This window comes from Chryseobacterium sp. POE27 (genome assembly GCF_039727685.1).
Classification (GTDB): domain Bacteria; phylum Bacteroidota; class Bacteroidia; order Flavobacteriales; family Weeksellaceae; genus Chryseobacterium.
Genome location: NZ_CP152475.1, coordinates 1,862,997 through 1,885,667, shown reverse-complemented (window position 1 = coordinate 1,885,667; position 22,671 = coordinate 1,862,997). Strand labels below are relative to the sequence as shown.

The following is a 22,671-nucleotide window of genomic DNA, read 5'->3' as shown; positions in this document are numbered from 1 at the left end:
ATTGAATTGGCAGTAATAAGAGAATTTTTATTTCTTTCGATCTCTAAAACAAATCCCAGACTTTGTCCGAGTGTGGAAGGGCCGCCATAAATTTTCAGATCATTGGTGTACCAGATCTCAATGGTATTTGAATTGATTTTGGTGACTGCTTTTTTTACAAGTATATCCTAAAATCTTTTTCGTTTCGTTGGTGAATTCAAAAGTTTGCTTTCTGACCGATTCTGAATCGGAAGTTGAAATTATTTCGTCGGGTTTTAAAAAAGCGTAAGAAATTATAGTATTTGATGGCTTTTCAATTTTCGTTATTTCATATGGAAATTCCGCTTTTTGTTCCCTGATTTTGGTGTTAAGAATAAAATTTTCTTTTTCATTGGCCCAAACTATGGTGAAAGGTTGGTCTGCATTTACTTTTCCGTTGTATGAGCTTACGTATTGAACTTCATATGTTTGCGCGAAAGCGAATAATGACAAAAAAATAAAGAAACTGAGTAAAATTCTTTGATGCATATTGATTGATCGTTTTTCACAAAGATAAATTTTAATATCAATTTTATGAATTATACTTATTTTTCCGTTAAATGTAGTAATTAAGATAAAGTAGAAATAAATAAAAAACTACCCTGTATGCAGAGTAGTTGTATTGTTTTATATGTATCTGAATTTTAAGAAATTCTTTCAATAAGAGCCATGTAGAATCCGTCGTAGCCTTCACTTGGCATTACTTTCTCATCTTTGACCATTTTAAAATTCGGATTATTTTTCAGGAATTCTTCAACCTGGCCATTGTTCTCTGAAGGTAGGATAGAACATGTCGCGTAAACCATTTTTCCTCCTTTTTTAAGCATTTTAGAATAATCCTGAAGAATCTGCTGCTGCTCTGTTTTGATTCTGTCAATAAAATCCTGATCGATTTTCCACTTGCTGTCCGGATTTCTTTTTAAAACACCAAGTCCTGAACAAGGCGCATCGATCAGTAATCTGTCGGCTTTGTCATGCAGTCTTTTAATGACTTTATTATCCGAAATCATACGGGTTTCGATATTGTGGGCACCTGCTCTTTTGGCACGGCGTTTCAATTCGGCTAATTTCCATTCAAAAATATCAAGGGCAATGATCTGTCCTTTGTTTCCCATCAAAGCTGCAAGGTGAAGCGTCTTTCCACCTGCACCGGCGCAGGCATCAACAACTCTTTGGCCTTCTTTTACGTCAAGGAAATACCCGATTTTCTGCGAAGAAGCATCCTGAACTTCAAATAATCCTTCTTTAAAAGCAGTCGTAAGAAAAACATTCTTTTTTTCTTCAAGCTGTACAGCATCGGGATAATTTTTTATTGGATATGCAGTAATATTTTCGTCTGCAAGATCAGAAATAAGCTCTTTTGGAGTTGTTCTCAAAGAGTTGGCTCTCAGTACAGTAGGTGCCTGTTCGTTTAAAGCATACATTTCTTTTTCCCATTTTTCTCCCAATTCCTTTTCCAAGGTCTCCGCGAGCCATTCCGGGATAGAATGTTCAATTGCTTTCGTAGGAACAGTACCTTTCTTAAGTTTCGTAAGAATATCGGCAATCTTTATTCCGTCAAATTCTTCAAATTTTTTATAATTGGTTTTGCTCCAGAGAAGATAAGCCATTATCAGCTTGTAAACATTATTGGGTTTTACGCCTTCTCCCATATAATATTCGAGACGCTTTTTCCAACGGATGATATTATAGAAAATCTCAGAAACAACAGCTCTGTCCTGGCTTCCCCATTTTTTGTTTGCTTTTAAAAGTCTTTCGATCACTTTATCGGCATATTTGTTTTTCTCAAAAAATGTTTCCTGTAAAGCATCGTGAATTCCGATGGCTAAGTTTCTGTGAATAAGTTCCATAAAATTGGGTTCTGCTATTTTGAATCTGCAAAAATACGACTTTTAATTGATAACCAATAAGCAATTGGTTATGAGTAATGTTGTCAATCTTTCAATCTTTGAATTTTAACATATTTAATTTAATCTTACCTTTGCAAAAATTGAAAAATATGAGTGATACTGTACTTTGTCCAAAATGTAGCTCCGAGTTTACCTACCCAAGTGATAATATGATGGTCTGTTCTCAATGTTTCTACGAGTGGAATCCTCAGGAAGCAGCAGCTGAAGCATCAGATTCAGGGAGAATACTGGATTCAAACGGTAATGAACTTCAGGACGGAGATTCTGTAGTTGTTATCAAAGACCTTCCTGTAAAAGGAGCGCCGAAGCCTGTAAAAGCAGGAACAAAAGTAAAAAATATTCGCCTTAGACCGGGCAGCGATCATAATATTGACTGTAAAATTGATGGTTTTGGCGCAATGGCCCTGAAATCAGAATTTGTGAAAAAGGCGTAAAAAAAGGAAAAAATTGGACAGTGTAATCTTTCAAAAAACTAGATTGCAGAACTGCTAATTTTCGTCTTAGGAGGCAGAAAGAGAATTAACCAAAAATTTCCTTATGCTGTGGGAATACAAATGTAAGAAAAAGTTTTAAACCGGATTCTTATATTTGTATTTTTTTTATGCACAATTCCACAGTAACTATTGGGAAATGTGTTAATTATATCTGAAAAAGCAAAAGCTGATAATTTAAACAAAATATTTTTCATGAGCTTTTTGACTCCACCGAATTGTTTTTTTTGGAGCAATTTGATTATATCGAAAGCAATATATTTTTTATTTGAAGCTTTTTCCCGCTTTTACTACTCGCTATTTTTTGGATTTCGGTGCGGCGGCTCCGCCGCCGCACCGAAATCCAAAAAATGAGCTCAGACATGCCGCTCGATCGGGGCTGGGAAGTTGTCATTACATGGGATATTAGACCGTTAATCAAAGGAAATAGTAACTGAATTTTCAATTTTCTGATCCGTGTAGATCACCAGTTCTTTATTTTTAGCACTCAATTTATTCCAGTAATGATTTCCTGCAAAACGGCTTTCCAGAACTTCTGCTTCAACACCATTTTCCGAAACTTTTATTTCTTTAGGATAATATGAAAATTTGCCGATACCGAATTCCATAATTTCATTATCAGTAAAGATATTTACTTCACCGAAAAGCTTGGCTACATAAGGATTGTATGGATTTCTGAAAGTTTCTTCCGGCTTATCGTTCTGAACCAATCTTCCATTCTCAAGAACAACGATCTGGTCCAGCCATGGAATAATATCCTGAAGTTCATGCGTAGAGATAATTAGTGAAATATTTTGTTGCTTCACATAGCGGAATAACTTTTCGCGCAATTCAATTTTTCTCGGGAAATCCAGATTGCTGAAAGGTTCATCAAGAATCAGAAGCTTTGGAAGTACAGAAAGAGCCCTTGCTATGGCAACACGCTGTTGCTGGCCGCCACTCAGGTATTTTGGAAGAATATTGGCAAATTCTTCAAGTCCTACCACTTCAAGAAGTTCGGCAACGGTTTCTTTTTTCTTTGTTAAATTAATATTAGAAATAAATTTACCCACATTTTCAGCAACGGTTGCATAAGGCATCAGGTCAAAATTCTGGGCTACAAATTTCATTTTTGCCTCACCCGGAACCAAATTTCCTTTAGGTCCCATCAGTTTTTCGCCGTCAAAAACAATATCGCCGCTCTGCCAGTCGAGAAGTCCGTAGATCAGGCTTAATAAAGTCGATTTCCCACAACCGCTTTCTCCTGCGAGCGCAATGATCTTACCTTCATCAAACCTAAGGTTAAGGTTCTGAAACAAAGGTTTTTCTTTAGAATATGAAAAGTATAAATTGTTTATTTCTAATAGCATATTACAAATGTAATGAAATGAAATGTTTCTAGGAAAGAACCGTTTTTTTTATTATTTTAGCAGAAGTAATAAAATTTTAAAAATTATGAAAAGAAAGCTATTTTCGGTAGTTTTTTCTGCTTTTTTTGTTGCATCCGTGCTGATTTCCTGTAAAAAGGAAAAGCCTGTTTCCGGAGAAAGTGATGAGGCTGTCACTTCTAAAGAGGGTGCTCAATTTACAGTAGATACTTTAAACAGTAAAGTAGAGTGGAAGGGATATAAAATTTTTAAATCTGAAAATACGAGCCACTTTGGAACCATCAAATTTGAAAGCGGCGATGTAACTGTGAAAGAAGCAAAGCTGGAAAGCGGAAAATTTGTTGCGGATATGACTTCTCTCACTTCCGAAGATCTTAAAAACAACACCAGCCAGCTGGAAAAACTGAACGGACATCTGAAAAGCGGCGATTTCTTTGAAGTGGAAAAATTTCCGACAGCTTCTTTTGAAATTACAAAAGTAACTCCTTCTGCTGAAGGTGATTACAATACACTTCTGGATGGAAATTTAACCATAAAAGGGATTACAAAACCCACTCAGTTTAAAGCCAATGTTTCTGTGAAAGACGGAGTAGTAAGTATTGCTACGGAACCTAAAGATATCAGCAGGAAAGAGTTTGGTATTTCCTTCCAAAGCCCTGTTGAAAATGGAGTGATCAAAGATGAAATCACCCTACAGATTAATGTAAAAGCTTTAGAGAAAAAATAATTTTTTTATTTAAGTGAAATAAGTGATTGAAGTCTGCTTCCTGAATGGGGCAGATTTTTTTTTAACAGTTTAAGGAAAAATATTTCGCCGAAAAACCGTATTTTTGCAAAACATTTTGAAAGGGTAAAACAATGATAGAAAAGATAGAAGAGTTACTCGTTGAGGTAAACAGCTTCAATGCCACATCAAAAGAGGAGATCGAAAACTTCCGTATCAAATACAATGGGAAGAAAGGAATTCTGAACGATTTTTTTGAAAAATTTAAAGAAGTTCCTAATGACCAGAAAAAAGATTTCGGGCAGAAGATCAATACATTGAAACAGGCAGTTAATGTAAAACTGGAGGATTTGAAAAATGCTTCAACATCTTCTGTTGTAGCTGAAAAAGAAGATCTTACTAGACCTGCGTTTCCTTTGGAACTGGGCTCAAGACATCCTATCAATCTGGTAAAAAACAGAATCATTGAGATTTTTAAATCTATTGGTTTTGCCGTGGCAGACGGGCCTGAAATTGAGGACGACTGGCACAACTTTACCGCACTGAACCTTCCGGAGTATCATCCGGCAAGAGACATGCAGGATACCTTTTTCATTGAGCAGAATCCTGATATTCTGCTGAGAACGCATACATCTTCGGTGCAGATTCGTTACATGGAGGAAAATCAGCCGCCGATCAGAATCCTTTCTCCGGGAAGAGTGTTCAGAAACGAAGCGGTATCTTCACGTTCACACTGTATTTTCCATCAGATAGAAGGTTTATATATTGATGAAAATGTAAGTTTTGCAGATCTTAAGCAGACCATTCAATTCTTTACGACGGAACTTTTCGGAAAGTCAAAAATAAGATTAAGACCTTCTTATTTCCCTTTTACGGAACCGAGTGCTGAAATCGATGTTTACTGGGGATTAAACTCTGAAACAGATTACAGAATTACAAAAGGAACCGGATGGCTGGAAATTATGGGCTGTGGAATGGTAGATCCGGCAGTTTTGAAAAATGTGAATATTGATTCTGAGAAATATTCCGGCTATGCCTTCGGGATGGGAATTGAGAGAATTGTCATGCTTCTTTATCAAATGAGTGATATCAGAATGTTCTTCGAAAATGATATCAGAACGCTTGAGCAATTTAAAAGTCTTTAATTAGTTTAAAATTTAAACATAATGTCCTGCAAATTAATTATTGCAGGATTTTTTTATTATTTTTATGCTTTAATTTACACCAATGTTTGAAAAATTAAATTTTAGATCAAGAAGAATCGTTCATTATTCGCTGATTGTATGTATCTTACTGATACAGGCTCTGATTGCTGCCTTTTTTTATAATGAATTTATTACGAAGAAAAATCTAACGTTTATTAAGAATCAGCTGAATGAAATTCATTCACTGGAAATGCTTACAGACAATTCTAAAAAAGAGCTTTTTAATGCTCAGGTTGACTTTAGGAAATATGTGATTACTGAGGACGAAAATTATCTGAAATCATATTTTACATCTTTAAATAATTTAGATAAAAACCTTGACAGCATCGGGCAATACGGAAATAAATATCCGAGATTGAAAAATGCTCTTACAACAGAAAAAAACAAACCAGCAGAAGTTAAAAAGCTAAAATCCCTTATTGATTCTACGTACGAATATTCTTCAAAAACAAATTTTAAAACCGAAACCGATTTTCCTAAAATCAGAAAGTACGATCTGGATTATAATTTTGATAAATTTAATATTGAAACCAAAACTTATTCGGATACCGTAAAGAAAAAGGGTTTTTTTCGGACGTCTGGGTGATGCAATTTCCGGAAAAGAAAATGTACGGAAAGAAAGTACGATAATTACTGTAAAACAAGGGAAAACTCCTGATGCAGCTACTATAAAAGCTGAGTTTGACAGTATTATCCATCTCGTAAATAATCATTATACGGGACAAATCAGGAAAATGCAGATTAACGTTACCAAAAAAAGAGAATAATAATGCTGCTTTTTACAAAATATTCAGCAATCTCCTGACGTATGGAAATGGCGTTATGAACATTTATGAATACGCTATCAAGAATTCCAGAGCTGATCTTGAAAAGGAATATGAAAAACAGAATTCCAGAAATAACAGAGTCAGAATGAATCTCATCTTCGCTGCTATAATTCTCATGTTCATCGTTTCGGTACTCATTATGATGCTTACGAGTATCGCTTTTTCTTACGAAAGAAAACTAAAAGCTGCCAACAGCCAGATTAATGCAAATCTGGAATTTAAAAACAGACTTTTAGGGATGTTGAGCCATGAATTAAGATCTCCTTTAAAAATCATCAGTATTCTTATTGGCAGAATCAGCGAAAAAACAAATGATGAGGAAATTAAAGAGTACCTCAGGTCAATTGATTTTACAAGCAATAGTTTACTTCTTCAGTCTAATCAGATTTTGGAATATACTAAAAATCAACGAATTGAAAATAAATTAATTCCGGTGACTTTTAACCTAAATAGTCAAATAAGAGCTATTTTAAATTCTGTCGAACCTTATATCCAGACGAGAAATAATAGGTTTATAATACATATTGATATACATCCTGGCCTAACTGTATATTCTGACAATACGAAGATCAATCAGATTTTTATGAATATCCTTGGAAATGCCAATAAGTTTACCGAAAACGGACAAATAACTGTTAATACAAAAGCTGAGAAAACAGATGATGATACCATATTATTATCAACAGAAATTATTGACACCGGCACAGGGATTTCAAAATCGGATCTTAAAAAAATATTTGAGCCTTATTATCAGGGTGTCTTGTCGGAAGATGTTCAAAATATCGGTGCCGGATTAGGCTTAAGTTTGTGCAAAGAATTGGTGGAATTATACAATGGAAACATATCTGTAACTGCCGAAGAAAAGATAGGAACTTCTGTCTTTTTCTATCTTAAACTAAAAGTGAAACAATGAAATCAGATTCTCGGGTTACCAACTTTTTGGTGGCAGATGATCACAGCCTTATCAGACAGGCAATCGTAATGATTCTGAATGCTATCGGAATTGAATATAAAGTTTTTCATGCTTCGACAATTCAGCAGATCACAGAATGTATAAAGACCCATCATATAGATATTGTCATTATTGATGTCTATTTTCCCGATGGAAACAGCCTTCATCTTATCCCTGAAATCAAAATTTCCAATCCGGAGACCAAAACCCTCATTTTCACAGGAATTGATGAAGATAAATATTCTTTAAAATTTCTTAAAGCTGGTGCTGACGGATTTTTAAGCAAGCTAAGTGAAGACAATGAGGTTGAGAAAGCCATCCGCCAAATAATCAATGAAGGTCAATATATTTCTCCATTAACACAATCTTTATTGATGGCTTCCTTACGGAGTACGAATGTTATAAATCCTTTGTCTTGCTTAACAGAAAAAGAGCTGCAAATTGCTGAAATGCACGCCAGAGGATACGGCAATCTCGAAATTTCCAATATGCTCAACGTAAGACAAAATACCATCAGTACAATAAAAAAAAGAATATTTCATAAGCTTGGAATAGAAAATATTGTAGAGCTGATTGATTTAATTAAAATTCATTCCGAAAGTTTTTTGTAGAAAAATATCTACAACGATGTCGATTTATATCTAATAGTTTTATAGCTGTTGTGTAATGACCTATTAATATCTTTGTACCACAATAATAGTTATTATTTAAATCTTTGATTCTGAAAACGCAAATGATGAATTACTAAAAAAGGGTCAAAGATTGAAGCACAAATGATGAACAATAAGTAGGCTCTTTTGGGAAGCAGAGCCTTCTTACTTAATTGCAGGTTGCAAAATTAACCTCCGAAATTTTTCGGAGGTTTTTGTTTTTAATTGCTGACCTAGAAACAAAACGCAATTAAAAACGATGATTAAATTGCAACGGTTATCATAACCGATATTCTGAATCATTTTCATATATACTTAAAAGACAATTGGGAATCAATATCCATTACATATAAAAAAAATGCCTGTAAACATATACAGGCCTGATAACTTTATTTTGTAAACTTAAGAGGATATTTTACGTTCTTATATCCGTCAATACTTGCTTTTAAAGAACCAACCGCCAATTCGGCTTTCAGCAATATAGGAATATGATTTGCATCATTGGATACCCACATCGTTACTCCTTCTTTTTCTTTAAATACTCTTCCGCTTTTTACTGATGGGATGATTCTGAGACAGTTAATCGTTCCGAATTTTGTTTTAAGATTTTCCGTTCCGGTGACTTTCAGTTGAAAAGGAAACATTTCGTCGTCAATCCATACATTCATGTTGATCACGGTTCCTATTTTCAATTCTGCGGCGCTTTTACTTCTTAAAAAATAAAAACAGGAAAGCATATCCTGAACACCTTTTACCGATTTTATCACTTTCGAGCCATTGGCAGGTGTTTTTTTATCTGTCAGAATTAAAGTATTGTTATCGTGGTTAAAAACTGTTTCAAGATGTTGACGGTAGCTTCCTTCTTTCACATTTCTTACATAAAAACTCGGAAGTTCGGTATTCATATTAATGTAGCTTTCATAAAAATCATCAACTTTAAAAAATGCTTTTACCGCTCCCGTTGTCTGCCCCGTTCCTTTTACATGGAGATGTGGAACTCCTTTATAAATAGTCTTTTGTGCTGTAAGATTGGCTATTCCGGCATTAAGAAATCCGTAATGAATTCTTAAAGTAATAGATTCACCGTCCGAGATATTGGTAATCTGGCTAAAACTAAAGGTGAATAAAAATATTAACACGATACTTAAACATTTCTTCATAATCAAAATTTTACAAAAACGTTGCCAAATGCAATAACTTAGAAATTTGAAAGATATTTGATAAATCTCAGTTTTTTATTTAAACTGAATTAAATATGCTTCGCATTAAAATTAGTAAATTTGCAGCCACAAGTATAATTAAATTATCTTATTATTATGATAACGACCGATATATTGATCATAGGAGCCGGACCAACAGGGCTTTTTGCTGTATTTGAAGCAGGTTTACTGAAAATGAAGTGCCATATTATCGATGCGCTTCCTCAACCGGGAGGACAGTTGGCTGAGCTTTATCCTAAAAAACCTATTTTCGATATTCCGGGTTATCCGTCTGTAAATGCAGGTGAGCTTATCGACAACCTGATGGAGCAGATCAAGCAGTTTCAGCCTGGCTTTACGCTGGGAGAAACAGCGGTTTCTTATACCAAAATTGATGATGAATGGTTTGAGGTAATTACCAATAAAGGAACGGTTCACAGAGCTAAAGCTATCGCTATCGCAGGGGGATTGGGTACTTTTGAACCAAGAAAACCTACCATTGAAAACGTTGCTGATTACGAAGAAAAAGGGCTTGAATATTTCGTGAAAGAGCCTGAGCATTTCAGAAATAAGAAAGTGGTTATTGCCGGTGGAGGAGATTCTGCGCTGGACTGGAGTATTTTCCTTTCCAATGTTGCAAGCGAAGTAACATTGATCCACAGAAGAAACGAATTCCGCGGAGCGTTGGATTCAGTAGAAAAAGTTCAGGATCTTAAAAATCAGGGAAAAATCAAATTAATTACACCTGCTGAAGTTACCGCTATCAAAGGTGACGGAAAGGTGGAAGCCATTACCGTAGCCATCGACGGGCAGGATCCTTACGATATGGAAACGGATTATTTTATTCCATTATTCGGATTGACCCCAAAATTAGGTGAAATCGGAAACTGGGGACTGAATATCGAGAAAAATGCAATCGTGGTAAATAACGCTCTGGATTACCAGACTAATATCGAAGGAATCTACGCGATAGGAGATATCAACACTTACCCCGGAAAACTGAAACTTATTCTTTGCGGTTTCCACGAGGCAACTTTAATGTGTCAGAGTGTTTACAACAGATTAAACCCAGGAAAAAAATTCGTTCTGAAATATACAACAGTAAGTGGAGTAGACGGATTTGACGGAAGCAGAAAAGAAGCTGAGAAAGCAGTTGTGAAAAAAATTGACTAAATTTGTTGCCAGTTTTTGGATATATTGATAGTAAAACAAATTCCATCAACTGTCAACCATTAACCATCAACAAAAGATGAACGATATCAATATAAAAATTACCGATAGAGAAGGGGTAACCCACGATGTTGTAGCGCCAACGGATATGTCTATGAACTTAATGGAAATCATTCGTTCATATGAACTGGCAGAAGAAGGTACAATCGGGGTTTGCGGAGGAATGGCAATGTGTGCTTCCTGTCAGGTTTACGTGGTTAATGATCCCGGGCTTGAAGAAATGGGTGCTGAAGAAGACGCCATGCTTGGAGAAGCTTTTCATGTGAAGGACAACAGTAGGTTGGGCTGCCAATTGCATATCGTTCCCGAAATGGAAGGACTTGAAGTGGAAATTGCTCCTTATCCTTAGGAAATTCATTTTAAAGTATAAAAAAACTCCCGAAGATTTTTCTTTGGGAGTTTTTTATCTTAAAGGATTATTATTTTGTTTCATTTAATTTTGAAGGATTCTGTCTGGAATCAAAAACATTGGCAACAATAATTTTATTGATTTCTTTGTTAATGTAATAGATGATTTTATAATTTCCGCAAACAAGATATCTAAATTCATATTTTCTATTAAGCAATAATTCTTCAATTTGTCCTGCTTTACTATTTTGCTCTAATATTAAAGTTTGATCGACAATTTTGGTAACAATTTTTTTTGCAATTTTTATTCCTGCTTTGTATTTGTAATATTGAAAAATATCATGCAGCTTTTCCTCTGCAAGTTGAGTCCAGAAGATTTCTAATGCCATTTCTGGATTTTGTTTTTTTAAATCTACAACATTAGTTATCCTGTTATTATCTGCATCATCAATTGCTGTGTCAATTTCATCATTGAATTCTTCTAAAGACATAGGCTTTAAATTTTCATCAAAATTTTCAGACTTAATCTTATGAAGCGCATTTTCCAAAGCATTGATAATTTTCTCGTTATCAATTCTTAAAAATTCCTGAACGAGCAATATTTTACGTGCTTCTAAATTCATAACTTCTAATATTTGAATCAAATTTAGTGATTTTTATAATAAACAATACTTAAATTGTTTTTCTCTAAAAGAATGTTTATTATAATGAAAATTAGACTTCATCCTTCGAAATCCATTTCCCAACCGTTGGAGCTTCATAATTTTTCATCTTTTCAAGTAAATTATCAATATCATTACTGATCAACAGCATGTCGCGGTTAATTTGCTTTAAAAATCCTTTGTCAACCATTGTTTGAACTAGCTTAATCAAATCATCATAAAAGCCGTCAATGTTGAGAATACCAATCGGTTTTTGATGAAGCCCGAGCTGTGCCCAGGTAATCATTTCAAAGAATTCTTCCAGTGTTCCATAACCTCCCGGAAGTACGATCACACCATCGCACAATTCATTCATTTTGGTTTTTCTTTCATGCATGGTTTCCACCAGAATCAGTTCGGTCAGCTGTTTGTGGGCAATTTCTTTAGACTGTAGAAAGTGGGGAAGGACACCAATAACTTTCCCGCCGGCGCCCAATGCTGCGTCTGCCACGACGCCCATCAGACCGACATCCGCACCGCCATAAACCAGCTGCATATTATTTTTTGCCAGTGTTTGTCCAAGCAGTGTTGCCTGTTCTTTATAAATGTCTTCCGAACCAAAACTTGATCCGCAGAATACAGTGATGCTTTTCATGGTTAAATTAGAATTAAATTTTTCTTTTTTGAGGAGATTGTCTGTTTGAAAAGAATGATAAAATTTCCACATCGCTATCATTTACACGATAATACATAGTGTTAAATTGCAGAATAATTGCCTTGTGAACATCTTTGCTTTCGGATACAGGAAATATAAAAGGATTTTGAGATATAATTTCTATCGAGCTTTCAATTTTATGAACAAGTTTTCTAATTTCTTTATCTGTAAAATTATTTTGAAGATAATCTATGGTTTGTTCTAGTTCCTTTAAAGCATTTGGAGTCCAGAAAATTTTATAACCACTTTCCATATAACTGTCTGGCTTCGGAATGAGATTTTAATTCGTTATTGTCAGCTTCTGATATTCCTTTTTCAATAGATTTTTTTTCTTCTTCCGAAATTGAATTCCACCAGTCTTTGGTTTCTTCTTTCCTGAATTGAATCAGTTTTTTAATAATAGAAGCATCCTCCAATGTAGATAACCATTGAATTAATTCAAGTTTTTCATTGAGAGTCTGTGTATTCATAACTTGTATTATTTATTCAAATTTATAATTTTATATAACAATCTGCAAAGATTCAAAAACAAAAATATCCAAAGCCATCACAACTTTGGATATTCAATATAGTCATTTTACAATCCTATTTTAAAGGAATATTCGCTAAAATATCTTTCGTAAAGCTCCAGAATTTCTGTGCTGAACGAATATTGGCCTTTTCATCAGGCGAGTGTGCTCCTCTGATCGTCGGTCCAAAGCTTACCATTTCCATTTCCGGATAGTTTGCTCCGATGATTCCGCATTCAAGGCCGGCATGACAGGCAACAACGTGAGGTTTATCACTGAATTTTTCAGTATAGATTTTTTCCATCAGCTTTACAATCTCGGAACCGGGTTTTGGTTTCCAGCCGGGGTAAGAACCACTGAAAACAGTCTTCATTCCCGCCAGTTCTGCTACGGATTTCAATTGCTCTGCTACGGAATCTTTTGACGAATCTACAGACGATCTCGAAAGATTTAAAATTTTTAATGCTCCATCTTTTAATTCTACTCTTGCAACATTATTGGAAGATTCCACAAGATCCTTTACATCAGGACTCATTCTGTAAACACCATTGTGAAGAGATTTCAGGGTAAGAATGATTTTTTTCGAATCTTCTTCGGAAAGCGCTTTCTCTGAAGTTGTGGAACTTTCAATATTGATATGAAGATTAGGCTCTACCGTTGCAAACTCTTCAAGAATTTCTTTTTTAAGTCCGTTTGTTACTTCATCGATGAATTCCTGTGCATTTCGTACAGAAACTACAGCAACGCCTTCTCTTGGAATGGCATTTCTTAATCCGCCACCATCAATAGAGATTAATTGAATATTTTCTTTTTCCAAACCTTTATAAAGGATTCTTCCTAAAATCACATTGGCATTTCCAAAACCTTTATGAATATCCATTCCCGAATGACCACCCTGCAAACCTTTAACTTCGATTCTGATAATTTGCCCCTTTGCCACTTCTGTATTATAATCCTGCGAAATGGTTACATCAATCCCGCCGGCACAGCCGATATCAATTTCATCATCTTCTTCCGTGTCGAGGTTAAGAAGAATCTGGCCGGTTAGTTGTCCTGGTTTTAAACCCAAAGCGCCTGTCATTCCGGTTTCTTCATCGATGGTGAAAAGTGCTTCCAGATCAGGATGCGGAATATCGGTACTTTCTAAAATCGACATGATCGTAGCCACTCCAAGACCATTGTCTGCACCCAGGGTCGTTCCTTTCGCCTTTACCCAGTCACCATCAACCTCCATTTTGATTCCTTCCGTGTCAAAATCGAAATTGACATCGTTGTTCTTCTGACACACCATATCAAGATGCGATTGAAGCACCACCGATTTGCGGTTTTCCATTCCCGGTGTTGCCGGTTTTTTGATGATGACATTGCCGACTTCATCAACTGTAGTTTCCAATCCTAGATTTTCACCGAATTCTTTGATGGATGCAATGACTTTTCCTTCTTTTTTTGATGGTCTCGGAACAGCATTTAATTTGGAAAAATTCTTCCAGATAATCTGCGGTTCTATAGTAGATAGTTCCATTGAAATTTATTTTTCTCAAAATTACAAAATAAAAAATGCTTCCGATAATCCGGAAGCAGTAATTTTGCCAGAAGCCAGAAGCCAGAAGCCTTTTAACAGCCGCATTCTCCATAGATCGGCATCTTTACGATAGTCCCGTCAGGCTTTTCGATCGTTAAAGTACCTTCAAACAACAGGGCTTCTTCGCCTTTTATTTTTTTACCTTTTACAGAGATTTTATAGTTATCATTTTCTATCTCCTTGCTCAGTTCTTCATCGCCTTCCATATCACTTGATGAGATCAGGTTTAGAGAAATCTTTTTTCCATCAAGCTTCATGTAAGCAGTTTTCCCGGCATCGTCTGCATAAATATATTTCTCGGCAAGGAAGTCAGCTTTAGTTTTGGCAAAATAGCACGAACATTCCTTAATTTCTGTCGGAAAGGGAAAGGTATCAACGGCAATTTTTCCTGAAGAAATATCAGCTGCTACAGTATCCTGAACTGTCTTGGCAGAATCTGCCGGAGCAGAAGTCTGAGAGGTCTGTTGTTCTTTTTTTACAGGCAACCAGCAGAAAAGCAGAAAAGAAAATGATAAGGTATTTCATTGTTGTGGTTTGTTAAAAGTTTATCCTCTTGCTCTTTCAAGAAGTGTCATCATCAATAGCGAAAGGATTACAAGGCTCTCCTCTTCATCATCAATATCGATGAGGCGGTCAAGCTGGAATCTTCTTCCGAAGAATGAAGGCATTTTTTTCAGTTTAAAATACTCTTTTCCATCTAATCCGGTCACCGTGTAGGAAGGATTTAGAAAATATCCCGTAAATGCTCCGATGAGTGGGATCTCTCCAACCATTCCGTCAAAAAATCGTACCCACGCATTGTCTTCCTGAATTTTGAATTTGGGCTGATCGTTGGCATCCAGTACATCATAGCTGGCCTTCCAGATAGAACGCATGCCTTTTCTGGCCATTCTTCCGAAGTTTCTGCCCGTAGCAATTTCGGTTAAAGAATACGAGGCGTTGAAATCGATCCACTGATTGGCTTTGATTCTGAAAAGTTCTTTAGATTTGCTCTCATCATTAAACACGATAACGTCTTCTTTCAGCTTAAACATTTTCTGACGCACATACGCAACATAGTTACCGTTCTTATCCGTGATGTTGAAATCACTGGCTAATGTTGTAATCTTAAATTTAAAATCCAGAGGATAATTTAAATTGTTAAGTACCATTTTAGTTTATTTTCAAGTTAATATTTAGTGGCTCAAAGATAATATTATTTGCTTTAAAATGCAGGATGTGTTAACGCCATTTAAGCTAAAAAGTAAGGTTTTTATGAACATTTAAGAATTAAATATTTCAGAAACACGGAAAGTTCCTTACACTCTCGCAACAGGTTTTCCCGACAACAGGAAAATCTGCTGCACCCTTGCGACAACCTTTCCGGTGACCAGGAAAGCTTCATGCACCCTCGTAACAACTTTTCCGGAAGCCGGGAAAGTCTCTTACACCCGTGCGGCAAACTTTCCGGAAATGATATTCCGATTAAGATCTCAAGTTCGGGCAGCTTCTTAAAAATATTCCGAATCCGCATCTTTTTGTTTATTTTTGTGTCATGGATTACCCAAGTAAAGTTTTGGCAAAAGCGGTGGATGAAATTTCCGGATTGCCGGGAATAGGCAGAAAAACGGCGTTGCGCTTAGCATTACATTTATTAAAACAGCCGGCTTCCAGAGCAGCAAGCCTTGGAAATTCCCTGATCAGCCTTGTGAATGATATCAAATACTGTAAGGAATGTCATAATTTTTCAGACTTTGAGGTCTGCGAGATCTGCAGTAATCCGAAAAGACATGACGAACTGATCTGTATCGTAGAAGATGTTCGTGACGTGATTGCCATCGAAAACACGGGGAAATATACCGGAAAATACTTGATCTTAGGTGGGAAAATTTCTCCGATGGAAGGTATAGGGCCCGCCCAGCTGAATATCCCAAGCATTGAAAAAAAAGATTAATGACGGAAAGGTGAAAGAGTTCATCTTTGCGCTGAGCGCTACGATGGAAGGAGATACAACAGCATATTATATTTACAAGAAATTTAAAAACTTTGATATAAGTTTTTCGAGCATAGCGAGAGGAATCTCCGTAGGAGATGAGCTGGAATATGCAGACGAAATATCTCTGGGAAGATCGATTGTAAACAGGTTGCCCTATAATGAAGAAAAATCATGATATAATTCTTCCGATATGATCTCTGTAATAATACCGATGTTTAACGCTGAAAATACAATAATCAAAGCTTTGGATTCTGTGAGAAATCAGGATTACGATCTGAAGCAGTTTGAGATTATCATCATTAATGACGGCTCGACGGATCAGAGTAAAGTATTGGCGGAAAACTACAGGGATGCAAACTCCGAACTTGATATAAAAATTATTACCCGGGAAAATGGAGGTGTTTCCAAAGCCAGAAATACAGGTTTGAAAGTAGCTGGTGGGGATTATATTGCCTTTCTTGATTCCGACGACGAATGGCTGCCGCAGAAAACAAAAAGACAGATGAAATTTTTGGAGGATAAAAAATTAAATATAGATTTTATTACAAGCCTTCGAAATGGTGAGAAGATATGGTTCCCTTATAAAAAAGATCATTTGAATCTTGCGGTAATGACTGTAAGAAAATTACTTTTAAGGGTAGACGGACAAACTTCTACGGCTTTATTTAAAAGGAAAGTTCTTGAGAATACAGGTTTTTTTGATGGAAACCAAAGATATTCTGAAGACGCCAATTACTGGATGAAGATTTCTAAAAACAATTCAATGTATATTCTGGGAGAAGAACTGGTATATACCGGCGGAGGGAAAAGATCTTTCGGAGCCTCCGGTCTTTCAGCCAATCTTCCGGAAATGGAGAAAGGGATACAAAAAAATCTTCGCGAGATGTACCAATTGAAAAGAATTAGCTATTTTGAATACGTTTTATTTTTTATATTTTCAAAATTAAAATATATTGTAAGGATTTTTAAAAGCAGGGTATGATTTATAAAATCTTTTGGGCATTAAGAGCTTTGCTGTATGCTCCCTTTTTCGGAAAGTTTGGTTTTCCTTCTTATTTGGGGAAACCGATATTTTTGATGGGAACCCGAAATGTTTTTATAGGCAAAAAAAGTAAGGATATTTCCCCACCTCAGAATGGAAGTGCATCGAAAGGGAAATATTCATATACAAGATGATGTGGTCATCTCTCAAAATGTTCACATTACTTCTGCAGGAAATCTTGTGATTGGAAAAAGTTCCTTGATATTAGCAAATGTATTCATCACCAATATTGATCATGATTATGAAGAGCTTGATAAGCATATAGTCAATCAGGAATATATCATCAGTGAAACTATTATTGGTGAAAACTGCTATATAGGAATGGGATCAGCGATTATGGCGGGAACAAAGCTTGGAAAACAATGTGTTGTCGGTGCAAATTCCGTTGTAAGGGGCGAGTTTCCGGATTACTGTGTTATTGTCGGAGCGCCGGCAAAGATTGTTAAAAAATATAATTTCGAAACCCAGGAATGGGAAAAAGTATAATAAAGTATGCAGAAAATACTTATCACTGGAGGAGCCGGGTTTATCGGCAGTAAATTGTCTTTGGAACTGAAAAGAAAAGGATATGACGTTACGGTTATGGATAATCTTTCCTGCCAGATTCACGGGGACAATCCTGAAGAAGATTCTCCCTTGTACAGAAGTATTTTAGGTAAGGTAAATTTTATCAAAGGAGACGTTGTCAATTTCCAGGATTGGGAAAAAGCGATTGAAGGACAGGAGGTAATTGTACATCTTGCTGCCGAAACGGGAACCGGACAATCAATGTACCAGATCGAAAAGTACACAGAAGTGAATGTTTCCGGAACAGCAATGATGCTCGATCTTCTGGTCAATAAGCCGCATAACGTAAAAAAAGTAGTAATTGCTTCTTCCAGGGCGGTATATGGTGAAGGGAAATACCTTCATCCTGAGCTGGGACTTATTTATCCCAAACCGAGAAATGTAGAAGAAATGCGCAACGGTATTTTCGAGATCATTTATCCCGACGGGCAGATGCTGCGCGCTTTGCCGACCGATGAAGAATCGAAAATACATCCTACGTCAATCTACGGAATTACAAAATATGCACAGGAGCAAATGGTGATGACAGCCTGTTCTTCTATGGGCGTTGCACCGGTTGCGGTGAGATTTCAGAATGTGTATGGTGAGGGACAGTCACTGTTGAACCCTTACACCGGTATTTTATCTATATTTTCTTCGCAAATTCTTAATGGAAATGATATCAATGTTTTTGAAGATGGAAACGAGTCACGGGATTTTATCCATGTCAATGATGCCGTGGAAGCTACAGTGAAATGTATTGAAAACGATGCTGCAAACGGAGAAATTTTCAATGTAGGAACAGGTGTTTCCACATCAGTAACCACAGTGGCAGAAAATCTGAAAAGGTTTTATAATGTAGATTTTGAGATCAATGTCTCCGGACAGTTCCGGTTGGGAGATATCAGGCATAATTTTGCGGATATCAGTAAGATTAAATCAAAACTGAACTTCCAACCGAAGATATCTTTTGAAGAAGGGATGTCAAAATTTACCAATTGGGTATTACAGCAGAATATTCAGGATGTGAAATTCAAGGAATCTCTTGATGAAATGAAAGTAAAAGGACTTTTAAAATGATCGATTTAAATGGTAAAAAAATACTTTTCTTATCAGTAAGTTTTTTTAATTATGAAAAAGCCATAGCAAAAAGACTTTCTGATCTCGGTGCTGAGGTTGATTTTTACGACGAAAGGCCTTCCAACTCCAATTTTTCCAAGGGAATCGTACGCCTTAATAAAAAGTTTTATCATTTAAAAATAAATGCTTATTACGACCGTATCTTAAATGAGACCCGAAATAAAAAATATGATTATTTCTTGTTAATTAAAGGTGAGGCGACACCTTCTTTTTTCCTGAAAAAGATAAAGGAAAGCAATCCTGAAATGGAAATGATCTACTATAATTTTGATCCTCTGACAGAGTATCCTGACCTGATTGATCATCTTAAATATTTCGATAAAAAATTTACCTTTGAATATCGTGATTCGGTTACTTACGATATGAATTTCCGTCCACTTTTTTATCTGGATGAATACAAAAACCTGAATCAGCGTTCCGAAGCTTCGGCCTATGACATAGTATTTATCGGAAGCGCCCATACAGACCGGTATATTGTAGGTGAGAAAATCCGTGACGTTGCCGACAAGTTTGGGCTCAAATCTTATTTTTATTATTATGCGATGGGCAAAATAGCTTTCAGATTAAAAAAAGATCATTGACAAAAATTTAAAGCAGTTTGACATGGCAAAAGTAAGTTTCGAAAAACTGAATCATCAGCAGATCATTGATTTTTACAGAAAAACGAAATCGGTTGTTGATATCAATAAACCCTTCCAGAACGGGCTTACGATCAGGACTTTTGAGGTTTTAGCTTCGGGAAGGAAACTTATTACTACGAATTCGGATATCATACACTATCCCTTTTATTCTCCGGATAATGTTTTGGTGATCGATCGGGAAAATATACAGCTGAATCCCGATTTTTTTAAAACAGATGGTAAGGAAATAGACCAGGATATTTTGTATAAAATGTCTCTGAATTCCTTTATAGATTGTCTTTTCGGGGATGCGCAGGATGATTATTGGAATTCCTTTAGAAAATAATAATAGAGATTCAATTCGTCGATACGATTAGAAAAAATAAAAAGCAACTCAAATTTGAGTTGCTTTCATTATGTAAAAATATTATTTGCTTATTTCGTCGGTGCAGGAGTCTGAACCGGGGTCGTAGCTGGCGCTGTGGTATTCGCAGGTACCGCAGATTGCTTAGCCGGAGCTTCTTTAGATGCAGGAACCGGTACCGGTGCTGCAGAAGGTTTACCAGTAATAACAACGCTTAAAAGAATAAGAACGATAATTGTCGCTCCTAAAGTCCATGTTGCTTTTTCCATGAAGTCGTTGGTTCTCTGTACCCCAAACTGAGCAGAAGACGCACCTCCAAATGTACTGGAAAGGCCTCCTCCTTTCGGGTTTTGAGCCATAACGATGATTACCAGAAGGATACTGGCGATCATAATAAGAACCATCAATAGTATAAATATAGAATCCATTAATTTGATATCTTTTTGAATGGGCAAATTTAATCTTTTTTTACTGAACAGCAAAGAAAGATGTGATCAAATATCTGATAAAAATAAAAAACGGCAACATTTGTTGCCGTTTTCTTTATAAAGTAAGAAAGTCTTATTTAAAATCAGAATCCTTAGCCTGATTTACTTCGTAAGATTTCACTTTCATGGTCATATCCATTCCCATTTGGTTTACGGAAATAGTATATGGCATTTTCACTCCTGCAACATCTTTATAATCTGAATATACCGTAGGAACAGTCATTTCTTGTCCCTGAGCTTTTATCGTTTCTGTTTCTCCGGTTTTCAATCCTGTTTTTACGCTGTAATAGTAAGTCGTATCTCCTCCTTTTATCACGTAAGAATCTTCACCGCCTACTTTTTCAATTCCTGCAAGTTTGTAATCTGCTGACTTAGCAAAGCCTAATTCTTCAAAAAGCTGTGTATTTTTTTGTTTGTCAGCAATCTCGTCTGCTTTCATAGGTACTTTTTGTCCCATTTGTTCAGAATATCCTGTTTTTCCATCAAATACCTGCTTCTGAACTACCTGTCCCATAGCGGTAACCATAGTGAGTTCTTTTCCACCCTGAGCTTTTACGATCTTAAAATCGATATTCTGTCCCTGCATAGACATTGAAGCGTTTATTGTGTAAGAAGAAATCTTATCAACATTAGCTTTTCCTCCAATGGCATTGATATATTTATCTGCGATGGAAGCCACTGTTACGCTGGCGTCTACTTTCTGTGCTGTCGGTTTTGCTACCGGATTTGCATCTTTATCGTAATATTTTACAGGATAACCTAATTTTTCCAAGCCTTCAGAAATATCAGAGGCCTTACCAGCGATGAAAATTCTGCTTTTTCCTGGATAGATGGTAGAATTCACAGCGCTCGAAACGTCAGCGGCAGTTACTTTATCGATCGATTTAAGATAATTGGTGTAGAAGTCATCCGGAAGGTCCTGAACTTTTTGGTTTAAGGCAAATCTTGCAATCGTTGCAGGCTGCTCAAGAGACATAATGAAAGATCCTTTCAGTTTAGCTTTAGCATTTTCCAGTTCTTCAGGTTTTACGGTAGAAATTGCATTAAGCTCATTCATAAATTCTTTAACCGCTTTATCCGTTACCTCATTTCTTACACTTGCACTGGCAGAGAATTGCGGAGAATATTTGCTTGCACTCATGTTGGAATAAGCGCCGTACGTAAATCCGTTTTTCTCACGAAGGTTCATGAAAAGTCTCGCTTCACCGCCACCTCCAAGAATGTAGTTGGCAATAGTAGCAGCGAAGTAGTTCGGATCCTTCATTTTCAAAGTATTCAGGTTGTTTACGGAAACTACAGACTGTACTGCGCTAGGCACGTCAACAACATCAATTTCTGTAGCAGCTACGTTGGCAGCAGGCTCAACAGGAGTGATGGGGGTGTTGGCTTTTTTCCATCCGCCGAATGCTTTTTCGATCATAGGTTTTACCTTGTCGAATTTTACGTCTCCTACGATTACCAGATAAGCATTGTCAGGAGCGTAGTATTTTTTATATGTATTTTGAACATCAGCTAATTGGATTTTGCTGATAGATTCAACGGTTTCAAATTCTCCTCTTGAAGTATTTTTACCATACATCAAAGCGTTGGAAACTCTTGATGCAATAGAAGATGCATTTTTTTCTTCAGATTTTAAACCTTCGATGGCTCTTTCTTTAGAATCTTCAATTTCTTTAGCAGAAAATTTAGGATTGATAATAGCGTCAGCCATTAAACTTAACACCTGAGGAAAATATTTTGAAAGTGCATTTGCAGCAGCACCGTTTGAAGAAAAATTAAGATTAGCGCCAAGATAATCAACTTTTTTTGTTGAAATCGTCCTTACTCATGTTGGTTGTTCCGTTTTCGAACTGTTCCGCCATGATTTCGCTTACTCCCACTACGTTTCCTTCATAATACGGAGGTCTGTCCATAGAAAGGCTGGCGCTTACTCTTGGAAGTTTGTTGTTTTCTACAACCATTACTGTAAGACCATTGCTCAGCTGGAATGTTTTAGGTTTCGCAATGTTGATAGCAGGAGTCGGCCCCGGCTTCGGCATTGCGTTAAGATCAATTTTTTGTGCTGAAACCATTCCTGTGAAGAAAAACGCTGCAGCTATATATGTTAATTGCTTTTTCATTTGTAAAA

26 protein-coding genes and 2 pseudogenes are annotated in these 22,671 nt (G+C 36.2%); 15 read left to right on the top strand and 13 right to left on the bottom strand.

Going from position 1 to position 22,671, the window contains the following annotated elements:
• Positions 1 to 117 precede the first annotated feature (117 nt).
• Both AAHI02_RS08880 and AAHI02_RS08875 read right to left on the bottom strand, forming a co-directional pair.
• Complete coding sequence (locus AAHI02_RS08880) at positions 118 to 507, bottom strand: hypothetical protein (protein ID WP_346986333.1); 390 nt, start codon at positions 505 to 507, stop codon at positions 118 to 120.
• 155 nt (positions 508 to 662) lie between these two features.
• Positions 663 to 1,868, bottom strand: a complete 1,206-nt coding sequence (locus AAHI02_RS08875) for an RsmB/NOP family class I SAM-dependent RNA methyltransferase (protein ID WP_346986332.1) — start codon at positions 1,866 to 1,868, stop codon at positions 663 to 665.
• Between the two features lie 149 nt (positions 1,869 to 2,017).
• Here AAHI02_RS08875 and AAHI02_RS08870 point away from each other — a divergent pair, with 149 nt between their 5' ends.
• Entirely contained in the window at positions 2,018 to 2,362 is a 345-nt protein-coding gene (locus tag AAHI02_RS08870; protein ID WP_346986331.1) for a zinc ribbon domain-containing protein YjdM, read from the top strand.
• Positions 2,363 to 2,832: 470 nt separating this feature from the next.
• On the opposite strand, the gene AAHI02_RS08865 is transcribed toward AAHI02_RS08870, so the two are convergent.
• The gene (locus tag AAHI02_RS08865) at positions 2,833 to 3,768 is read right to left on the bottom strand and encodes an ABC transporter ATP-binding protein (RefSeq protein ID WP_346986330.1); all 936 of its coding nucleotides are present in this window, start codon (positions 3,766 to 3,768) and stop codon (positions 2,833 to 2,835) included.
• 85 nt (positions 3,769 to 3,853) lie between these two features.
• Here AAHI02_RS08865 and AAHI02_RS08860 point away from each other — a divergent pair, with 85 nt between their 5' ends.
• From AAHI02_RS08860 to AAHI02_RS08840, 5 genes are all read left to right on the top strand, one after another.
• Entirely contained in the window at positions 3,854 to 4,513 is a 660-nt protein-coding gene (locus AAHI02_RS08860) for a YceI family protein (protein ID WP_346986329.1), read from the top strand.
• Positions 4,514 to 4,644: 131 nt separating this feature from the next.
• Positions 4,645 to 5,655 carry a phenylalanine--tRNA ligase subunit alpha gene (gene pheS, locus AAHI02_RS08855; RefSeq protein WP_346986328.1) on the top strand — a complete coding sequence of 337 codons (1,011 nt, stop codon included), beginning with the start codon at positions 4,645 to 4,647 and terminating at the stop codon, positions 5,653 to 5,655.
• A gap of 82 nt (positions 5,656 to 5,737) precedes the next feature.
• Positions 5,738 to 6,301, top strand: a complete 564-nt coding sequence (locus AAHI02_RS08850) for a hypothetical protein (protein WP_346986327.1) — start codon at positions 5,738 to 5,740, stop codon at positions 6,299 to 6,301.
• A gap of 236 nt (positions 6,302 to 6,537) precedes the next feature.
• Positions 6,538 to 7,455: a HAMP domain-containing sensor histidine kinase gene (locus AAHI02_RS08845; protein WP_346986326.1), complete on the top strand. Its 918-nt coding sequence runs from the start codon at positions 6,538 to 6,540 to the stop codon at positions 7,453 to 7,455.
• A complete protein-coding gene (locus AAHI02_RS08840) occupies positions 7,452 to 8,105 on the top strand; it encodes a response regulator transcription factor (protein ID WP_346986325.1) in 654 nt (217 codons plus the stop codon). The genes AAHI02_RS08845 and AAHI02_RS08840 overlap by 4 nt, the downstream gene beginning before the upstream one ends.
• Positions 8,106 to 8,533: 428 nt before the next feature.
• On the opposite strand, the gene AAHI02_RS08835 is transcribed toward AAHI02_RS08840, so the two are convergent.
• Positions 8,534 to 9,304 (bottom strand): DUF3108 domain-containing protein, encoded by a 771-nt coding sequence (locus tag AAHI02_RS08835; protein ID WP_346986324.1) that lies wholly within the window; start codon positions 9,302 to 9,304, stop codon positions 8,534 to 8,536.
• 156 nt (positions 9,305 to 9,460) lie between these two features.
• Between AAHI02_RS08835 and AAHI02_RS08830 the strand changes: the two genes are divergently transcribed.
• Positions 9,461 to 10,516, top strand: coding sequence for an NAD(P)/FAD-dependent oxidoreductase (locus AAHI02_RS08830; RefSeq protein ID WP_346986323.1), 1,056 nt, complete (start codon positions 9,461 to 9,463; stop codon positions 10,514 to 10,516).
• Between the two features lie 76 nt (positions 10,517 to 10,592).
• Positions 10,593 to 10,922 carry a ferredoxin gene (locus AAHI02_RS08825; protein ID WP_346986322.1) on the top strand — a complete coding sequence of 110 codons (330 nt, stop codon included), beginning with the start codon at positions 10,593 to 10,595 and terminating at the stop codon, positions 10,920 to 10,922.
• Between the two features lie 70 nt (positions 10,923 to 10,992).
• Here the strand turns inward: AAHI02_RS08825 and AAHI02_RS08820 are convergent, their stop codons facing one another.
• From AAHI02_RS08820 to AAHI02_RS08790, 7 genes are all read right to left on the bottom strand, one after another.
• Entirely contained in the window at positions 10,993 to 11,565 is a 573-nt protein-coding gene (locus tag AAHI02_RS08820) for a type II toxin-antitoxin system RelE/ParE family toxin (protein ID WP_346986321.1), read from the bottom strand.
• A 70-nt stretch (positions 11,566 to 11,635) separates the two neighbouring features.
• The gene (locus AAHI02_RS08815) at positions 11,636 to 12,217 is read right to left on the bottom strand and encodes a TIGR00730 family Rossman fold protein (RefSeq protein ID WP_346986320.1); all 582 of its coding nucleotides are present in this window, start codon (positions 12,215 to 12,217) and stop codon (positions 11,636 to 11,638) included.
• Between the two features lie 13 nt (positions 12,218 to 12,230).
• Complete coding sequence (locus AAHI02_RS08810; protein WP_346986319.1) at positions 12,231 to 12,530, bottom strand: type II toxin-antitoxin system RelE/ParE family toxin; 300 nt, start codon at positions 12,528 to 12,530, stop codon at positions 12,231 to 12,233.
• Positions 12,514 to 12,747 (bottom strand): hypothetical protein, encoded by a 234-nt coding sequence (locus AAHI02_RS08805; RefSeq protein ID WP_346986318.1) that lies wholly within the window; start codon positions 12,745 to 12,747, stop codon positions 12,514 to 12,516. The genes AAHI02_RS08810 and AAHI02_RS08805 overlap by 17 nt, the downstream gene beginning before the upstream one ends.
• Before the next feature lie 115 nt (positions 12,748 to 12,862).
• Positions 12,863 to 14,308, bottom strand: a complete 1,446-nt coding sequence (locus tag AAHI02_RS08800) for an aminoacyl-histidine dipeptidase (RefSeq protein WP_346986317.1) — start codon at positions 14,306 to 14,308, stop codon at positions 12,863 to 12,865.
• Positions 14,309 to 14,400: 92 nt separating this feature from the next.
• Complete coding sequence (locus tag AAHI02_RS08795) at positions 14,401 to 14,853, bottom strand: hypothetical protein (RefSeq protein WP_346986316.1); 453 nt, start codon at positions 14,851 to 14,853, stop codon at positions 14,401 to 14,403.
• A 60-nt stretch (positions 14,854 to 14,913) separates the two neighbouring features.
• A complete protein-coding gene (locus AAHI02_RS08790) occupies positions 14,914 to 15,519 on the bottom strand; it encodes a hypothetical protein (protein ID WP_312901631.1) in 606 nt (201 codons plus the stop codon).
• 383 nt (positions 15,520 to 15,902) lie between these two features.
• Between AAHI02_RS08790 and recR the strand changes: the two are divergent.
• The 7 genes and pseudogenes from recR to AAHI02_RS08755 all read left to right on the top strand — a co-directional run bounded on the left by recR (position 15,903) and on the right by AAHI02_RS08755 (position 20,037).
• Positions 15,903 to 16,518, top strand: a pseudogene (gene recR, locus AAHI02_RS08785) (recombination mediator RecR).
• Between the two features lie 15 nt (positions 16,519 to 16,533).
• Positions 16,534 to 17,325 carry a glycosyltransferase family 2 protein gene (locus AAHI02_RS08780; protein ID WP_346986315.1) on the top strand — a complete coding sequence of 264 codons (792 nt, stop codon included), beginning with the start codon at positions 16,534 to 16,536 and terminating at the stop codon, positions 17,323 to 17,325.
• Complete coding sequence (locus AAHI02_RS08775; protein ID WP_346986314.1) at positions 17,322 to 17,519, top strand: hypothetical protein; 198 nt, start codon at positions 17,322 to 17,324, stop codon at positions 17,517 to 17,519. The genes AAHI02_RS08780 and AAHI02_RS08775 overlap by 4 nt, the downstream gene beginning before the upstream one ends.
• Positions 17,479 to 17,871 carry an acyltransferase gene (locus AAHI02_RS08770; RefSeq protein WP_346986313.1) on the top strand — a complete coding sequence of 131 codons (393 nt, stop codon included), beginning with the start codon at positions 17,479 to 17,481 and terminating at the stop codon, positions 17,869 to 17,871. The genes AAHI02_RS08775 and AAHI02_RS08770 overlap by 41 nt, the downstream gene beginning before the upstream one ends.
• 6 nt (positions 17,872 to 17,877) lie before the next feature.
• Positions 17,878 to 19,011 carry an NAD-dependent epimerase/dehydratase family protein gene (locus AAHI02_RS08765; protein ID WP_346986312.1) on the top strand — a complete coding sequence of 378 codons (1,134 nt, stop codon included), beginning with the start codon at positions 17,878 to 17,880 and terminating at the stop codon, positions 19,009 to 19,011.
• Positions 19,008 to 19,652 carry a hypothetical protein gene (locus AAHI02_RS08760; RefSeq protein ID WP_346986311.1) on the top strand — a complete coding sequence of 215 codons (645 nt, stop codon included), beginning with the start codon at positions 19,008 to 19,010 and terminating at the stop codon, positions 19,650 to 19,652. The genes AAHI02_RS08765 and AAHI02_RS08760 overlap by 4 nt, the downstream gene beginning before the upstream one ends.
• Positions 19,653 to 19,674: 22 nt before the next feature.
• Complete coding sequence (locus AAHI02_RS08755) at positions 19,675 to 20,037, top strand: hypothetical protein (protein WP_346986310.1); 363 nt, start codon at positions 19,675 to 19,677, stop codon at positions 20,035 to 20,037.
• Positions 20,038 to 20,126: 89 nt separating this feature from the next.
• On the opposite strand, the gene secG is transcribed toward AAHI02_RS08755, so the two are convergent.
• Positions 20,127 to 20,483 (bottom strand): preprotein translocase subunit SecG, encoded by a 357-nt coding sequence (gene secG, locus AAHI02_RS08750; protein WP_346986309.1) that lies wholly within the window; start codon positions 20,481 to 20,483, stop codon positions 20,127 to 20,129.
• Between the two features lie 133 nt (positions 20,484 to 20,616).
• A pseudogene (locus AAHI02_RS08745) lies at positions 20,617 to 22,663 on the bottom strand (pitrilysin family protein).
• Between the last annotated feature and the right edge of the window lie 8 nt (positions 22,664 to 22,671).

Bases quoted from the DNA above. Each gene is read 5' to 3' on its own strand.
- AAHI02_RS08780 (WP_346986315.1), top strand. From the start codon at position 16,534: ATGATCTCTGTAATAATACCGATGTTTAACGCTGAAAATACAATAATC.
- AAHI02_RS08815 (WP_346986320.1), bottom strand. From the start codon at position 12,217: ATGAAAAGCATCACTGTATTCTGCGGATCAAGTTTTGGTTCGGAAGAC.
- AAHI02_RS08770 (WP_346986313.1), top strand. From the start codon at position 17,479: ATGGAAGTGCATCGAAAGGGAAATATTCATATACAAGATGATGTGGTC.
- AAHI02_RS08810 (WP_346986319.1), bottom strand. From the start codon at position 12,530: ATGGAAAGTGGTTATAAAATTTTCTGGACTCCAAATGCTTTAAAGGAA.
- AAHI02_RS08775 (WP_346986314.1), top strand. From the start codon at position 17,322: ATGATTTATAAAATCTTTTGGGCATTAAGAGCTTTGCTGTATGCTCCC.
- AAHI02_RS08755 (WP_346986310.1), top strand. From the start codon at position 19,675: ATGGCAAAAGTAAGTTTCGAAAAACTGAATCATCAGCAGATCATTGAT.
- AAHI02_RS08845 (WP_346986326.1), top strand. From the start codon at position 6,538: ATGAACATTTATGAATACGCTATCAAGAATTCCAGAGCTGATCTTGAA.
- AAHI02_RS08760 (WP_346986311.1), top strand. From the start codon at position 19,008: ATGATCGATTTAAATGGTAAAAAAATACTTTTCTTATCAGTAAGTTTT.
- AAHI02_RS08870 (WP_346986331.1), top strand. From the start codon at position 2,018: ATGAGTGATACTGTACTTTGTCCAAAATGTAGCTCCGAGTTTACCTAC.
- AAHI02_RS08800 (WP_346986317.1), bottom strand. From the start codon at position 14,308: ATGGAACTATCTACTATAGAACCGCAGATTATCTGGAAGAATTTTTCC.
- secG (WP_346986309.1), bottom strand. From the start codon at position 20,483: ATGGATTCTATATTTATACTATTGATGGTTCTTATTATGATCGCCAGT.
- AAHI02_RS08840 (WP_346986325.1), top strand. From the start codon at position 7,452: ATGAAATCAGATTCTCGGGTTACCAACTTTTTGGTGGCAGATGATCAC.
- AAHI02_RS08865 (WP_346986330.1), bottom strand. From the start codon at position 3,768: ATGCTATTAGAAATAAACAATTTATACTTTTCATATTCTAAAGAAAAA.
- AAHI02_RS08835 (WP_346986324.1), bottom strand. From the start codon at position 9,304: ATGAAGAAATGTTTAAGTATCGTGTTAATATTTTTATTCACCTTTAGT.
- AAHI02_RS08850 (WP_346986327.1), top strand. From the start codon at position 5,738: ATGTTTGAAAAATTAAATTTTAGATCAAGAAGAATCGTTCATTATTCG.
- AAHI02_RS08860 (WP_346986329.1), top strand. From the start codon at position 3,854: ATGAAAAGAAAGCTATTTTCGGTAGTTTTTTCTGCTTTTTTTGTTGCA.
- AAHI02_RS08825 (WP_346986322.1), top strand. From the start codon at position 10,593: ATGAACGATATCAATATAAAAATTACCGATAGAGAAGGGGTAACCCAC.
- AAHI02_RS08790 (WP_312901631.1), bottom strand. From the start codon at position 15,519: ATGGTACTTAACAATTTAAATTATCCTCTGGATTTTAAATTTAAGATT.
- AAHI02_RS08830 (WP_346986323.1), top strand. From the start codon at position 9,461: ATGATAACGACCGATATATTGATCATAGGAGCCGGACCAACAGGGCTT.
- AAHI02_RS08875 (WP_346986332.1), bottom strand. From the start codon at position 1,868: ATGGAACTTATTCACAGAAACTTAGCCATCGGAATTCACGATGCTTTA.
- AAHI02_RS08880 (WP_346986333.1), bottom strand. From the start codon at position 507: ATGCATCAAAGAATTTTACTCAGTTTCTTTATTTTTTTGTCATTATTC.
- pheS (WP_346986328.1), top strand. From the start codon at position 4,645: ATGATAGAAAAGATAGAAGAGTTACTCGTTGAGGTAAACAGCTTCAAT.
- AAHI02_RS08765 (WP_346986312.1), top strand. From the start codon at position 17,878: ATGCAGAAAATACTTATCACTGGAGGAGCCGGGTTTATCGGCAGTAAA.
- AAHI02_RS08805 (WP_346986318.1), bottom strand. From the start codon at position 12,747: ATGAATACACAGACTCTCAATGAAAAACTTGAATTAATTCAATGGTTA.